At 63.8% G+C, this 14,022-nt stretch carries 16 protein-coding genes; 13 read left to right on the forward strand and 3 right to left on the reverse strand.

Features of this window, described 5'->3' with window-relative positions; all coding sequences use genetic code 11:
* Positions 1-7 precede the first annotated feature (7 nt).
* Positions 8-1,228, forward strand: a complete 1,221-nt coding sequence (locus ACQY4Y_RS15455; RefSeq protein WP_428491496.1) for an MFS transporter — start codon at positions 8-10, stop codon at positions 1,226-1,228.
* Here the strand turns inward: ACQY4Y_RS15455 and ACQY4Y_RS15460 are convergent.
* Entirely contained in the window at positions 1,206-2,174 is a 969-nt protein-coding gene (locus tag ACQY4Y_RS15460) for an NAD(P)-dependent oxidoreductase (RefSeq protein WP_428491497.1), read from the reverse strand. The genes ACQY4Y_RS15455 and ACQY4Y_RS15460 overlap by 23 nt on opposite strands.
* 427 nt (positions 2,175-2,601) lie before the next feature.
* Here ACQY4Y_RS15460 and urtA point away from each other — a divergent pair, with 427 nt between their 5' ends.
* The 7 genes from urtA to ACQY4Y_RS15495 all read left to right on the forward strand — a co-directional run bounded on the left by urtA (position 2,602) and on the right by ACQY4Y_RS15495 (position 9,352).
* Positions 2,602-3,939: an urea ABC transporter substrate-binding protein gene (gene urtA / locus ACQY4Y_RS15465; RefSeq protein ID WP_428491498.1), complete on the forward strand. Its 1,338-nt coding sequence runs from the start codon at positions 2,602-2,604 to the stop codon at positions 3,937-3,939.
* Positions 3,940-4,065: 126 nt separating this feature from the next.
* Complete coding sequence (gene urtB, locus ACQY4Y_RS15470) at positions 4,066-5,658, forward strand: urea ABC transporter permease subunit UrtB (protein WP_428491499.1); 1,593 nt, start codon at positions 4,066-4,068, stop codon at positions 5,656-5,658.
* Entirely contained in the window at positions 5,655-6,773 is a 1,119-nt protein-coding gene (gene urtC / locus ACQY4Y_RS15475; RefSeq protein WP_428491500.1) for an urea ABC transporter permease subunit UrtC, read from the forward strand. Before urtB ends, urtC begins: the two co-directional genes overlap by 4 nt.
* Entirely contained in the window at positions 6,770-7,519 is a 750-nt protein-coding gene (gene urtD, locus ACQY4Y_RS15480) for an urea ABC transporter ATP-binding protein UrtD (protein WP_428491501.1), read from the forward strand. The genes urtC and urtD overlap by 4 nt, the downstream gene beginning before the upstream one ends.
* Positions 7,519-8,214: an urea ABC transporter ATP-binding subunit UrtE gene (gene urtE / locus ACQY4Y_RS15485; protein WP_428491502.1), complete on the forward strand. Its 696-nt coding sequence runs from the start codon at positions 7,519-7,521 to the stop codon at positions 8,212-8,214. Before urtD ends, urtE begins: the two co-directional genes overlap by 1 nt.
* Positions 8,177-9,028, forward strand: a complete 852-nt coding sequence (locus ACQY4Y_RS15490) for an urease accessory protein UreD (RefSeq protein WP_428491503.1) — start codon at positions 8,177-8,179, stop codon at positions 9,026-9,028. Before urtE ends, ACQY4Y_RS15490 begins: the two co-directional genes overlap by 38 nt.
* Before the next feature lie 21 nt (positions 9,029-9,049).
* Positions 9,050-9,352 carry an urease subunit gamma gene (locus ACQY4Y_RS15495; RefSeq protein WP_428491504.1) on the forward strand — a complete coding sequence of 101 codons (303 nt, stop codon included), beginning with the start codon at positions 9,050-9,052 and terminating at the stop codon, positions 9,350-9,352.
* 158 nt (positions 9,353-9,510) lie between these two features.
* Here the strand turns inward: ACQY4Y_RS15495 and ACQY4Y_RS15500 are convergent, their stop codons facing one another.
* Together ACQY4Y_RS15500 and ACQY4Y_RS15505 are read right to left on the reverse strand one after the other, a co-directional pair.
* A complete protein-coding gene (locus ACQY4Y_RS15500) occupies positions 9,511-9,777 on the reverse strand; it encodes a BrnA antitoxin family protein (RefSeq protein ID WP_428491505.1) in 267 nt (88 codons plus the stop codon).
* Positions 9,761-10,090, reverse strand: a complete 330-nt coding sequence (locus ACQY4Y_RS15505; RefSeq protein ID WP_428491506.1) for a BrnT family toxin — start codon at positions 10,088-10,090, stop codon at positions 9,761-9,763. The genes ACQY4Y_RS15500 and ACQY4Y_RS15505 overlap by 17 nt, the downstream gene beginning before the upstream one ends.
* A 95-nt stretch (positions 10,091-10,185) precedes the next feature.
* Between ACQY4Y_RS15505 and ACQY4Y_RS15510 the strand changes: the two genes are divergently transcribed.
* The 5 genes from ACQY4Y_RS15510 to ureG all read left to right on the forward strand — a co-directional run bounded on the left by ACQY4Y_RS15510 (position 10,186) and on the right by ureG (position 14,011).
* Positions 10,186-10,494, forward strand: a complete 309-nt coding sequence (locus ACQY4Y_RS15510; protein ID WP_428491507.1) for an urease subunit beta — start codon at positions 10,186-10,188, stop codon at positions 10,492-10,494.
* Positions 10,494-12,203: an urease subunit alpha gene (gene ureC / locus ACQY4Y_RS15515; RefSeq protein ID WP_428491508.1), complete on the forward strand. Its 1,710-nt coding sequence runs from the start codon at positions 10,494-10,496 to the stop codon at positions 12,201-12,203. The genes ACQY4Y_RS15510 and ureC overlap by 1 nt, the downstream gene beginning before the upstream one ends.
* The gene (locus tag ACQY4Y_RS15520; protein WP_428493648.1) at positions 12,203-12,676 is read left to right on the forward strand and encodes an urease accessory protein UreE; all 474 of its coding nucleotides are present in this window, start codon (positions 12,203-12,205) and stop codon (positions 12,674-12,676) included. The genes ureC and ACQY4Y_RS15520 overlap by 1 nt, the downstream gene beginning before the upstream one ends.
* Before the next feature lie 64 nt (positions 12,677-12,740).
* A complete protein-coding gene (locus ACQY4Y_RS15525) occupies positions 12,741-13,391 on the forward strand; it encodes an urease accessory protein UreF (RefSeq protein ID WP_428491509.1) in 651 nt (216 codons plus the stop codon).
* Positions 13,388-14,011: an urease accessory protein UreG gene (ureG, locus tag ACQY4Y_RS15530; RefSeq protein ID WP_428491510.1), complete on the forward strand. Its 624-nt coding sequence runs from the start codon at positions 13,388-13,390 to the stop codon at positions 14,009-14,011. The genes ACQY4Y_RS15525 and ureG overlap by 4 nt, the downstream gene beginning before the upstream one ends.
* Positions 14,012-14,022 lie beyond the last annotated feature (11 nt).

The following is a 14,022-nucleotide window of genomic DNA, read 5'->3' on the forward strand; positions in this document are numbered from 1 at the left end:
TCGCGTGATGCCGCGCCTCGCTCTACGGCGACCGGGAGCGAACCGAGCCCTCGACCTGGTCAATTTTTTCGTCGCCGATGTGCAGACCGGGTTTGGCCCGTTCGTCGCGGTCTATCTGACCACCCATAAGTGGACCCAGATCGAGATCGGCTACGCCCTGACGCTGGGCACCATGACCTCGCTGGTCAGCCAACTTCCGGCCGGCGCGCTGGTCGATGCGCTGCGCAACAAGCGGATCGCCGCCTCCGGGGCACTGGTCGGCATCATCGCCGCCGCCCTGCTGTTGGCGGTGCAGCCGCAGCAACTGCCGGTGCTGGTGGCGCAAATGCTGCACGGTTTCGCCAGTTGCGTCATGACGCCTGCGATCGCGGCGATCAGCCTGCACACCGTTGGGCACGCCGCGCTGGGCGAGCGGCTTGGCCGCAACGCCCGTTATGCATCGATCGGCAACGGCCTAGCCGCCGCCGTCATGGGCGCAACCGGCGCGTACTTCTCCACCCGCTTCGTGTTTCTGCTGACCGCCGCGCTGTGCCTGCCGGCGCTGGCGGCGCTGTGGTCGATCGGTGCCGGAGAGCATGCCAGGGCGCAGACCACCAGTCGAGTGCTGGATCTTGCCGGCCTGAAGCGGTTGTTGGTCGATCGGCGGCTGCTGATTTTCGCCATCTGCGTGATGCTGTTCCATCTGTCCAACGCCGCCATGCTGCCGTTGGCCGGCGCCGAGGTGACCATGCGGGCGGGCCATCTTGCCAACCTGATCATCGCCGCCTGCATCGTCGTGCCGCAGATTGTCGTCGCGCTGATGTCGCCCTGGGTGGGGCGCCTGGCCGAGACCGTCGGGCGCAAGCGCCTGCTGCTGCTGGGCTGGGGGGCACTGCCGTTGCGTGGACTGCTGCTCGCGGTTCTGCCCGGGTCTTGGCCGCTGGTCATGGGACAGTCGATCAGTGGTGTCAGCGCCGCGGTGTTCGGTGTGTTGCTGCCGTTGCTGGCCGCCGACCTGACGCTTGGCACCTCGCACTTCAACCTGTGCATGGGGATTTTGGGATTGGCGATGTATCTCGGTGCGGCCGTCAGCACGACGCTGTCGGGCGGGATCGCCGATAGCGCCGGGATGGAGACGGCTTTCATGGTGCTGGCCGCGGTCGGCGCGGTCGGGTTTCTTGCAGTCTGGTTGGCGATGCCGGAGACGCGGCCGGATCGATCGTCGATCAGTTCCGCAGTTCAGGAATGATCCATAGCGGCTTGTCGCCGCGGACCACGCGCTGGCAGTTGTCGAACGCGTTGCGAAATCTGGTGTACTGATTGTCCCAGGTCGGGCCGGCGAGATGCGCGCTCAACACCACGTTCGGCAGCGCGAATAGCGGGTTGTTGGGCGGCGGCGGCTCGCTGTCGAACACATCCAATCCGGCGCCGGCAATGGTGCCAGCCGAAAGCGCCTCGATCAGCGCCGGTTCGTCCACCACCGGGCCGCGGCAGGTGTTCACCAGATAGGCCGATTGCTGCATCATCCGGAACTGTGCCGCGCCCATCATGTGCCGGGTCGCCTTGCTCAGCGGCACATGCAGCGACACCACATCCGAACTGCGCAGAACCTCCTCGAAAAGCGCGAATCGGACACCGAGTTCATCGGCCTGATCCTCGGTCAGTCGGACGATGTCGTAGTATTGCACGTGCATTCCGAACGCTTTCGCCAGCCGCGCGGTCTTCTTGCCGATCGTGCCCAGCCCGACGATACCCAGCGTGCGGTTCTTCAGTTCATAAAGCTTGACGTCGTCGACATTGTTGCCGCGCCAGCGGCCGGCGGCGACGTTGCCGTGCTGCCAGACGAGGCGCCGGCACACCGCCAGCATCAGCAGGATTGCGTGTTCCGACACCGCGGTGGAGTTGGCGCCGCCATTGTTGCAGATCGGCACGCCGGCCCGTCGCGCGGCTTCGATGTCGCAGCGGTCGTAACCGGCCGAAAGCAATTGAATCAGCTTCAATTTCGGGGCGGATCGGTAGAACGCATCGTTCATGGTGCCGTCGCCGAAGCCGACGAGGCAAACAGCATCGGCCAACGCCGCGTTGAATTCGGCGCTGCCGTGACGAGCGATCACCGTGTCCAGATTGGCCGGCAGCAACTCTCGCGCGACGCTGATTTCGTTCAGCGGATTGTCGGCGATTACAATCTTGGCCATCGTTCCCCCCAAGGCTGTGGTCTTTAGGTCCGGTCTTCGATCGATGAGCGTAGACCGGTTTTCCCGGCACGCCAAAATCGTGGCCCCGCCGCGTGCCCAAGCCGCGGGCAGATCCGTTAAGGTCAACGATGCTGAAATTCTGGGCAGTTGAGTAATTCGGATCATCGCGCGCCAAGCAAGCGGCACGAACCCAGACACCGCTCAAATTGCTGTCTCCCGCCAGAACCTGCCGAAAACGGATGTTTCCCTGACCACGCCGGACGCCGCTGGCAGAACCCGGCACCGATGCAGCGCGAAGCCACCAGTCGGCCTTTAGTCTCTGGCACGTTTGTTGCTTGTCAACATTGCATAGGTAGCCTTGCCGTCCATCAGGACGGGACATCGAAACAACAAACCGAAGCAACAACAGGCACGGGAACAGTCACTGATGTCACTGGACGAACCCTTTCTATCCCGCCGCGGTCTAGGTCGCCTCGGAGTTGCCGCGGCAACGCTGGCCGCGGTCGGCACCGCCAAGTCGGCCACATCCACGGCGCAGTCGCCAGCCGCCGGCGGCACCATCAAGGTCGGCATCCTGCATTCGCTGTCCGGCACCATGGCAATCAGCGAGACCACGCTGAAGGATGTCATGCTCATGCTGATCGATCAGCAGAACAAGAAAGGCGGCCTGCTCGGCAAGAAGCTGGAGCCCGTAGTGGTCGACCCGGCGTCCAACTGGCCGCTGTTCGCGGAAAAGGCGCGCCAGCTTCTCTCGGTCGACAAGGTCGCCGCGGTATTCGGGTGCTGGACCTCGGTGTCGCGAAAATCCGTGCTGCCGGTGTTCGAGGAACTCGACGGCATGCTGTTCTACCCGGTGCAATACGAGGGCCAGGAGTGCAGCCGCAACGTTTTCTACACCGGCGCCGCTCCGAACCAGCAGGCCATCCCGGCGGTGGACTACCTGATGCAGGAAAGCAACGTCAAACGCTGGGTCCTCGCCGGCACCGATTACGTCTATCCGCGCACCACCAACCAGATCCTGGAAGCCTACCTGAAGTTGAAGGGTGTCGCGCCAAGCGACATCATGATCAATTACACGCCGTTCGGCCAGTCCGACTGGCAGAACATCGTCTCATCGATCAAGCAGTTTGGCTCCGCCGGCAAGAAGACCGCGGTGGTCTCGACCATCAACGGCGACGCCAACGTGCCGTTCTACAAGGAACTCGGCAACCAGGGGATCAAAGCCACTGACATTCCGGTGGTGGCGTTCAGCGTCGGTGAAGAAGAACTCGCCGGCCTCGATACCAAACCGTTGCTCGGGCACCTGGCGGCCTGGAACTACTTCGAGAGCGTCGATACCCGCGAAAACAAAGCCTTCATCAAGCAATGGAAGGCCTTCACCAAGAATCCGAAACGCACCACCAATGACCCGATGGAGGCGCACTATATCGGCTTCAACATGTGGCTGAAAGGCGTACAGAAGGCCGGCACCACCGACGCCAACGCGGTCATCGATGCAATGATCGGGGTTTCCGTGCCCAACCTGTCCGGTGGTTACTCGGCGTTGATGCCGAACCATCACATTACCAAGCCGGTGCTGATCGGTGAGATTCAGGCCGACGGCCAATTCAACATCGTTTCCGAGACGCCGGGCCTCCTCGTGGCCCAGGAATGGTCGCCCTACGTCGCGGACACGAAGGACCTGATCGGCGACTGGCGAGCGCCAATGAGATGCGGTGCGTTCAACGTGAAGACCGGCACGTGCACCGCGGGCAAGAAGGCTTAATCGCCTGATTGCCGGAAGGGGGCGGCCGTTTCCTCCCGGCCGCCCCCGTTTCTATCCTTCGAAGGATGCGCGATGCGTCGGCTGATCCCAGCATGGCTCTTGCCGATAGTCGTGGGTCTAGCTGTGATGGTTCTGGCTGTCGCGGTTCTGGCCCCATCACCGGCGCGCGCCGAGGCCAGCGACGATGTCTATGGCGAACTCGCCGCCTCGGCCCTGACGATATCTCCGGTAGCGTTCGATTCGGTGCGCCGCGGTGTCGAGCAACTCGCGGTATCGGGTGATCCGCGTGCCGCCGCGGTGATTGGTGCGCTGCATGACGGCCTGCTGTATGCCCGCGATGATCGCGCGCTGTTCATTCAGCAGCCCGACGGCAAGTATATCGACGCCCGCACCGGAGCCCCGGCGCCGGACGTCAGCGATGACGATGTGAAAGCGGTTCGGGTCAACAACGCCGTGCGCAGCGCTATCGACGAGGCGCTAGGTGTGCTGCAACTGTTCGCCCCGGATGCGTCGACCCGGCTGCATGCGGCCTCGGCGGTGTTCACCTCGCACGACCCCGCCGCTCTTCCTGCCTTGGACAAGTCATTGGCCAAGGAAACCAAACCCGAGGTCAAGCGACGCATGCAGCAGGCACAGGCCGCCGCGATGCTGTCCGCGCCAAATGCCAGCCAGAGCGGTAAACTCGCCGCCGTGGCGACCCTGCGGGCGCGCGGCGATCAGGACGCACGCAGCCAGTTGGCGGCACTCGCCGGCCAGTCCGGCCCGGTCGCCAACGCCGCCGCCGCCGCCGTGGTCTCGATCGATCGCGTCCTGCAAATCTGGAGCCTGGCGGAAAGCGTGTATTACGGCATCAGCTTGGGTTCGGTGCTGCTGCTTGCGGCCGCCGGACTGGCGATAACCTTCGGCGTGATGGGCGTCATCAACATGGCGCACGGCGAGATGGTGATGATCGGCGCCTACGTAACCTTCGTCGTGCAGCAGTTGATGCATGCCTATCTGCCGTCGCTCTACGCGATCAGTCTGCTGATCGCGGTGCCGATGGCCTTCCTGGTCTCGGGCGCCGTAGGCGTCGCGGTCGAGCGCAGCCTGATCCGCTGGCTCTACGGCCGGCCGCTGGAAACCCTGCTGGCGACCTGGGGCCTGTCGCTGGTGCTGCAGCAAGTGGTGCGCTCATTATTTGGAGCCAACAATCGCCAAGTCGATACGCCGGGCTGGATGAGCGGTGCGTTCCAACTCGGCGGCCTGACGCTGACCTATAACCGAGTGTATATCATTTTGTTCGCGTTCCTGGTTGTCGCGGCGCTGATGGCGGCGTTGCGCTACACCCCGCTCGGGCTGCGCATGCGCGCGGTCACCCAGAACCGCCGGATGGCCGCCGCAATGGGCATCCGCACGCCGTGGATCGATGCGCTGACCTTCGGGCTCGGTTCGGGCGTGGCCGGCATCGCCGGCGTGGCATTGTCGCAGATCGACAACGTGTCACCCAATCTCGGCCAAGGCTACATAATCGACAGCTTCATGGTGGTGGTGTTCGGCGGCGTTGGCAATCTGTGGGGCACCACAATCGGCGCGTTGACCTTGGGCATCGTCAACAAGTTCCTGGAACCGATCGCCGGCGCGGTGCTGGCCAAGATCGTCGTGCTGGTGCTACTCATACTGTTCGTGCAACGGAATCCTCGCGGCATGTTCCCGCTCAAAGGTCGAGCGGTGGAGGCATGAAGCTCGATCGCACCACCTCCATCACCCTGGTCGTGGTCATCGGCGCGGCGCTGCTGTTGGCGTTGCTGAACCAGTTGACGGCGGTTGCCTCGGCCCTGCATGTGCCGACCTACGTCATCGCGCTGGCCGGAAAATACCTCTGCTTCGCCATGTTGGCACTGGCCGTCGATCTGGTCTGGGGTTTCGCCGGTATCCTCTCGCTCGGCCATGCGGCTTTCTTCGCCTTGGGCGGCTACGCCATGGGCATGTATCTGATGCGCCAGATCGGCACCCGAGGGGTCTACGGCAACGCGATGCTGCCCGACTTCATGGTTTTCCTCGGCTGGAAGCAGTTGCCCTGGTACTGGCACGGCTTCGACTGGTTCGGCTTCGCCATCCTGATGGCCCTGCTTGTGCCGGCGCTGCTGGCCGGGGTGTTCGGCTGGCTGGCGTTCCGCTCCAGGGTCACCGGGGTCTACCTGTCGATCATCACCCAGGCGCTGACCTACGCTCTGCTGCTGGCGTTCTTCCGCAACGACATGGGATTCGGCGGCAACAACGGGCTGACCGATTTCAAGGACATCCTCGGATTCAATGTGCAAGCCGATACGACCCGCTCGGCGTTGCTGGTGATCTCGGCCGTGGTCTTGTGCGGGCAGTTGCTGCTCGCCCGCTTTGTCGTCGACTCCCGCTTCGGCAAGATCCTGATCGCAGTACGCGATACTGAAAGCCGCACCCGGTTCCTCGGCTACCGCCCGGAATCCTACAAACTGGTGGTCTGGGTGCTGTCGGCGGTGATGGCCGGGATCGGCGGCGCGCTGTATGTGCCGCAGGTCGGCATCATCAACCCCAGCGAATTCGCCCCCGGCAATTCGATCGAGGCGGTGATCTGGGTCGCGGTCGGCGGTCGCGGCACCTTGGTCGGCGCGATCCTCGGTGCGATCCTCGTCAATTTCGGCAAGACCTGGTTCACCAGCGCACTGCCCGAGATCTGGCTCTACGCGCTGGGCGCGATGTTCATCTTCGTCACCCTGTTCCTGCCGCGCGGTGTCATGGGTCTGTTCCGCTCGCGCGCGCCCAAGGAACCCGAACCCGAGGCACCTGCGGTTGCGGCAGCGCACGAGGTGACCGGGTGAGTGAAACCGCCGACACGCTGCTGTATCTCGATGGCGTCACGGTCACGTTCGATGGATTCCGCGCGCTGAATGCGCTTTCGCTGGTACTGAGCGAGGGCGAGATGCGCGCGGTGATCGGCCCGAACGGCGCCGGCAAGACCACGATGATGGATGTCATCACCGGCAAGACGCGACCCGACAGCGGCAAGGTCGTGTTCTCGCGCGGCACCGACCTGACCAAGCTGGATGAGCCGGCAATCGCCTCATTGGGCATCGGCCGCAAGTTCCAGAAGCCGACGGTGTTCGAACCGCAGACCGTATGGGACAATCTGTTGCTCGCCCTGGCGGGCGATCGCGGCACCAGGTTCATGATGTTCGCGCGCGAGACGCCGGATGAAAAACGTCGGATCGAAACGATATTGCAGACCACCCGGCTGCAGGATCATCGCTACCGCCGCGCTGCCGATCTGTCGCACGGTCAGAAGCAGTGGCTGGAGATCGGCATGCTGCTGGCACAGGAGCCTTCGTTACTGCTGGTCGATGAGCCTGTCGCCGGCATGACCGATGCCGAAACGGAGCAGACCGCGGCGTTGCTGCGTGAGATCAATCGGACGCGTAGCGTGGTTGTGGTCGAGCACGATATGGCGTTCGTCCGCGCCTTGGATGTAAAGGTCACAGTACTGCACGAAGGTTCGGTGCTGTCCGAAGGCTCGATCGATTTCGTCAGCGATGATCCCAAGGTCATCGAAGTGTATCTGGGGCGCTGATGCTGGAAGTGGAGAAAGTCGATCTGCACTACGGCGCCGCGATCGCGCTGCGGCAGGTTTCGATCCGCGCCGATGTCGGCGCGGTGACCTGCGTGCTGGGACGCAATGGTGTCGGCAAGACCTCGATGTTGCGAGCCATCGTCGGCGCGCACCCAATCTCGGCCGGGTCGATCCGCTGGCAGGGCGAGGAGATCTCCCGCCTGCCGATGTACGAACGGGCGAAGCGCGGCATTGCCTGGGTACCGCAAGGGCGCGACATATTCCCGTTGCTGACGGTGAAGGAAAACCTGGAAACCGGATTCGCCGTTCTACCGCGCCGCGAACGCAGGCTGCCGGATCAGATATTCGACCTGTTTCCGATCCTGAAGACCATGCTGCGCCGCTGCGGCGGCGATCTGTCCGGCGGCCAGCAGCAGCAGCTTGCCATCGCTCGGGCGCTGGTGACGAAGCCTCGTCTGATCGTTCTGGATGAGCCGACCGAGGGGATTCAACCCAGCATCATCAAGGATATCGGCAGGGTCATCGCGCTGTTGCGTGCCGGCGGAGACATGGCCATCCTGCTGGTGGAACAGTATTTCGATTTCGCTCACGAACTGGCGCAAACCATGGTGGTGATGGATCGCGGCGATATCGTGCTGGCGGGTCGGCGAGAGGACCTTGACGAGGCCGATGTGCGGCGCCGGCTGTCTGTCTGAAATCGTTTCGCTGCAGCGCGCGGTTGGCGAACTGCACGTCGCGGTCAAGCGTTACGGAACCGATACGGTACTGCGAGACCTGCGTCAGGTCGGCTGCCTGAAGGCCAGGTTTCCGCGTCGCGTCGCCGCCGGCTGGATCGACATGGTGATGCTGAACACCGGCGGCGGAGTGGCCGGCGGAGACCGCCTGGATGTGTCGGTCGTCGTTGACCCGGATTGCCACGCCACAGTTTCCGCGCAGTCCGCCGACCGGTTCTACCGAGCGCTGACCGGGGATGCGCCGTCGATGGTGCGGACGCGGGTGACGGTGAAAGCGGGCGCGGCGCTGGAATGGTTGCCGCAGGAAACGATCCTTTTCGATCGCAGCGCACTCGACCGTCGGCTTGAAATCGATCTGGCCGACGATGCCCGGTTTCTCGGCGTCGAGACCGTGGTGTTCGGCCGCACCGCGATGAATGAGCGTGTGCGGCAAGGCTGGTTGCGTGATCTGATTCGGGTGAAACGCGGCGGCGAATTGCTGTTGCATGACGCGGTTCGTATCGACGGTCCGATCGACGACCTGCTGCGCCGAGCCGCGGTCGGGGCCGGGGCGGTGGCGTCGGCCACCCTGATCTACGCCGCACCCGATGCCCCAATCAGACTGGATGCCTTGCGAGCGGCGTTGGGCGCGGCCGACGCCGCGGCCAGCGCTTGGAATGGCATGCTGGTCGCCCGTATCCTCGGCGCCGACAGTGCCTCGGTGCGCGCGACAGTGATTGCCGTGCTGGCCGCGCTGCGCGATGATCGCCCGCTGCCGCGGGTGTGGTTCTGCTGATCGAACAAAGAGGCTGCCCGGATGAACCTGACCCCGCGAGAGAAGGACAAGCTGTTGATATCGATGGCGGCCATGGTGGCCCGTCGCCGACTGGACCGCGGCGTCAAGCTCAACCACCCTGAGGCGGTCGCGCTGATCACCGACTTCGTCGTCGAGGCGGCACGCGATGGGCGCAGCGTCGCCGACCTCATGCAGGCCGGCGCTCAGGTGCTGACACGCCAGCAGGTGATGCCCGGGATCGCCGAAATGATCCATGACGTGCAGGTGGAGGCGACATTCCCGGATGGAACCAAGCTGGTCACCGTGCATGACCCGATTCGGTAGGGGCGAGACAGGACGTCAATCTTGCGTCGTCGTATCGATCCATCTTGGCCGCTTCCGTGGTTTAGAACGGCATCGTGGCGGATAGTGCCGCTTGCTAACCCTTACGGTCCTTTTAATGGAGACCCAAGGAAGTACACCGCGCATCGGACCCCGAGTGGTCAGATGCTGTCGATCCTTTCCGCCAGCCACATCTTGATCAGCGACTGGTACGGGACATCACGCTTATTGGCGGCGATCTTGATCCGCTCCAGCAGCGGAAGCGGCAGACGCAGGGAAATCGCCAGCGTGCTGGGCTTGAGATTGGGCATGCGAACCCGCTCCGCCGTTTTCCAGTCGACATAGTCCGTCGAATCATTTTGTTCCCAGAAGCGGCGTTCCTCGGCCTCGGTGACGAAACTGGGGGCCGGCTTAGGCGGTTTGTTCATAATGAAGTCGTTCCTTGCGATGCATGTCGCGTGCAGAGATGACTCTGATGAGACGGCCGCGGTCGCGGAGCGTGAACGTGACGTGCAAGCGACGGTCATCGTCGGTCCGCCCCAAAGCATGGAAGCGGCTCTCCGTTTGTCCATGCCGTTCATCCACGGCCAGCAAAAGCGGATCGTTGAAGAACATCTGCTCCGCTTCTGCCTGGCTAACGGCGTGCTTTTGAGCGCTTTTTCGGTCATTGCCCGCATCCCAATCAAAGCCTTCGATGAGCGCAAAGTCGATCACGCAGATGTATATGTCAGAAATATACATCGATTGTCAAGGCACCCGCATTCGGCTCTATCGGTCCACCCGCACCCATGCCAAGATCGCTTGCATCCCTCGATCGACCGACCACAGGCCCGTCCATGATCCCCGGTGAGCTCCTCCCCGAACCCAACGACATCGAACTCAACGCCGGCCTGCCCCGCTCGGTGCTGACCGTCGCCAACACCGGCGACCGGCCGATCCAGGTCGGCAGCCACTATCATTTCGCCGAAACCAACCCCGCCCTGTCCTTCGACCGCGACCGCGCCAAGGGCCAACGTCTCGATATCGCCGCCGGCACCGCGGTCCGCTTCGAACCCGGACAGACCCGCGAGGTCACCCTGATACCCTATCGCGGCACCCGCATTGTGCATGGCTTCCGCGCCCAGGTGATGGGACCGCTCGACTGATGGCCCGCATCACCCGCGCCGCCTATGCCGAGATGTTCGGCCCCACCACCGGTGATCGCGTCCGACTCGCCGACACCGACCTGATCGTCGAGGTCGAAAACGACTTCACCATCTACGGCGAGGAAGTAAAATTCGGCGGCGGCAAGGTGATCCGCGACGGCATGGGCCAGTCGCAATTCTCCCAGGCCCAAGGCGCCGTCGATACCGTCATCACCAACGCCCTGATCATCGACCATTGGGGCATCGTCAAGGCCGACGTGGCGATCACCAACGGCCGCATCGCCGGCATCGGCAAGGCCGGCAATCCCGACGTGCAGCCCGGCGTCGATCTCATAATCGGCCCTGGCACCGAAATCATCGCCGGCGAGGGCAAGATCCTCACCGCCGGCGGCATCGACTCGCACATCCATTTCATCTGCCCACAGCAAGTGGATGACGCCATCGCCTCAGGCATCACCACCCTGGTCGGCGGCGGCACCGGCCCTGCCACCGGCACCGCGGCGACCACCTGCACCCCCGGGCCATGGCACCTCGCGCGCATGCTGCAGGCCGCCGAGGCACTGCCGGTCAACCTCGCCTTCGCCGGTAAGGGCAACGCATCCCAGCCCCAGGCGCTGGAGGAAATGCTCCGCGCCGGCGCCGCCTGTCTGAAACTGCACGAGGATTGGGGCACCACCCCGGCGGCAATCGACAACTGCCTGACCGTAGCCGATCGTTTCGACGTCCAGGTCATGATCCACACCGACACGCTGAACGAATCCGGCTTCGTGGAAGACACCATTGCCGCCTTCAAGGGCCGCACCATCCACGCCTTCCACACCGAGGGGGCCGGCGGCGGCCACGCCCCCGACATCATCAAGGTCGCGAGCCTTGCCAACGTGCTGCCAAGCTCGACCAATCCGACGCGTCCTTACACCACCAACACGATCGACGAACATCTCGATATGCTGATGGTCTGCCATCACCTCGACAGCCTGATCCCCGAGGACGTCGCCTTCGCCGAAAGCCGCATCCGCAAGGAAACCATCGCCGCCGAGGACATCCTACACGACCTCGGCGCGCTGTCGATGATGTCCTCCGACAGCCAGGCAATGGGGCGCGCCGGCGAGGTCATCATCCGCACCTGGCAAACCGCGCACAAGATGAAAACCCAGCGCGGCCCCCTTCCCACCGATACCGATCGAAACGATAATGCCCGGATAAAACGTTACGTTGCAAAATATACTATCAACCCGGCGATCGCTCAGGGCTTCGCCAACGAAGTTGGCTCGATCGCTGTCGGCAAGTTGGCGGACCTGGTGGTGTGGTCGCCGGCGTTCTTCGGAGTGAAACCCGATCTGGTGATCAAGGGCGGTTCGATCGCCTGCGCGCCGATGGGCGATCCGAATGCCTCGATCCCCACGCCACAGCCGGTGCACTACCGCCCGATGTTCGGCGCCATCGGCCGTGCGAGGGGGGCGAGCTGCGTAACCTTCGTTTCGGCCGCGGCACTCGACGCCGGAATCGGCCAGACGCTCGGCCTGCAGCGCCTGCTTGTGGCAGTGTCGAACACCCGCGGCGGAATCGGCAAGCAGGCCATGATCCACAACAACGCTACCCCGGCGATCGAGGTCGATGCCGAAACCTACGAGGTCCGCGCCGACGGCGTGCTGCTGACCTGCGACCCGGCCACCATCCTGCCGATGGCGCAGCGGTACTTCCTGTTTTGATGCACGTCACGCAAATCCTGGCCCAAGGATGCTGGGACACCAGCCAAGAGGTCGATCGCGTGCAGATCGACTACGACCTTCGCTTCCGACGCCGTATCGTTCTCTCTACGCTGTGCGGAACCGAATTACTGATCGACCTGCCTCAGGCAGTGCGGCTGCGCGACGGTGACGGGTTGCTCGTGGAGGCCGGCATCGTCCGGGTCTGCGCGCAGCCCGAGCCACTGATGGAAATCTATGCCCATCGGGCGAGCGAACTCGTCCGCATCGCCTGGCATCTCGGCAATCGCCATCTACCGGTACAACTGCTGGGCGATCGCATCCGTATTCGAACCGATCACGTCATCGGCGAAATGGTCCAGCGTCTCGGCGGCCATGTCGATTCAATCCAGGCTCCGTTCGACCCGGAAGTAGGCGCGTATGCCGGCCGCCACCCTCACCACCACCACGACGATGACGACCATCCTCATCTCTGAAAAACGCGACCCCACGACGCCAACTGCTGAAGCCACATATCCGCAATGTCGCTTCCGACAACCCATGGCCGCACCAGCCCTGTTGCGCCTGCTAGCCTGGCTGTCCCCGGCCTTTCCGACCGGCGCTTTCGCCTACTCCCACGGCATCGAATGGGCGGTCCAAAACGGTGACATCAGCAACGAAACCACCCTGCGTGCCTGGTTGAGCGAAATCATCACCCACGGCACCGGCCGAACCGACACCATTCTGTTGCGCCACGCTCACCGCGCCGGCGCCAACCTGGCGGCGCTGACCGACATGGCCGAACTCGCCCGCGCCACCGCGTCCTGCCGCGAGCGCCAGAGCGAATCCCTCGACCAGGGGCGCGCCTTCATGCTGGCCGCCGCACCCTGGGGCACGCCGCCAGTACCCCAGCACATCCCCTATCCCGTCGCGGTTGGCGCGGTTACCGGCCAACATGGCATCCCAGAAAACACAATCGCAGCCGCCTTTCTGCAAGCCTTCGCCAGCAATCTGATCTCCGCCGCCGTTCGCCTTGTGCCACTCGGTCAAACCGCCGGTCTGCGAGTCTTGGCGGCGCTCGAAGTCACTATCCTGACGGCCGCAACGGAAACCGAATCCGCCACGCTCGACGACCTCGGCGGCTGCGCGTTTCGATCCGACCTCGCCGCCATGCGTCACGAAACCCAACACACAAGGTTGTTCCGTTCATGACCTCCTCCCCGCACGGCCCACTGCGTGTCGGCGTCGGCGGCCCCGTTGGCACCGGCAAGACCGCGCTGATGGACGCGCTTTGCAGGAAATTCCGTGAAAGTTACGAAATCGCCGCGATCACCAACGACATCTACACCAAGGAGGACGCCGAATTCCTCACCCGAGCCGGGTCGTTGCCGCCCGATCGTATCGTTGGCATCGAAACCGGCGGCTGCCCGCATACCGCGATCCGCGAGGATGCCTCGATCAACCTCGCCGGCGTCGCCGATTTGCGGCAAAAATTCCCCGCTCTCGATCTGATCCTGATCGAGTCGGGCGGCGACAATCTTGCCGCGACCTTCAGTCCGGAACTGGCGGATCTGACGATCTACGTGATCGACGTGTCGGCCGGCGACAAGATCCCACGCAAAGGCGGCCCCGGCATCACCCGCAGCGATCTGCTGGTGATCAACAAGATCGACCTCGCACCCTATGTCGGGGCCAGCCTCGAAGTCATGCAACGCGACGCCAAGCGGATGCGCGCCGATCGTCCGTTTGTCTTCGCCAACGTCCGCGCCGGCACCGGGGTCGATGACATCGCCGCGTTCATCCAGAACCGCGGCGGCCTCCCGCCGCTCTAGCCAAAACCCAC

Source organism: Rhodopila sp. (assembly GCF_965277165.1).
GTDB lineage: Bacteria > Pseudomonadota > Alphaproteobacteria > Acetobacterales > Acetobacteraceae > Rhodopila.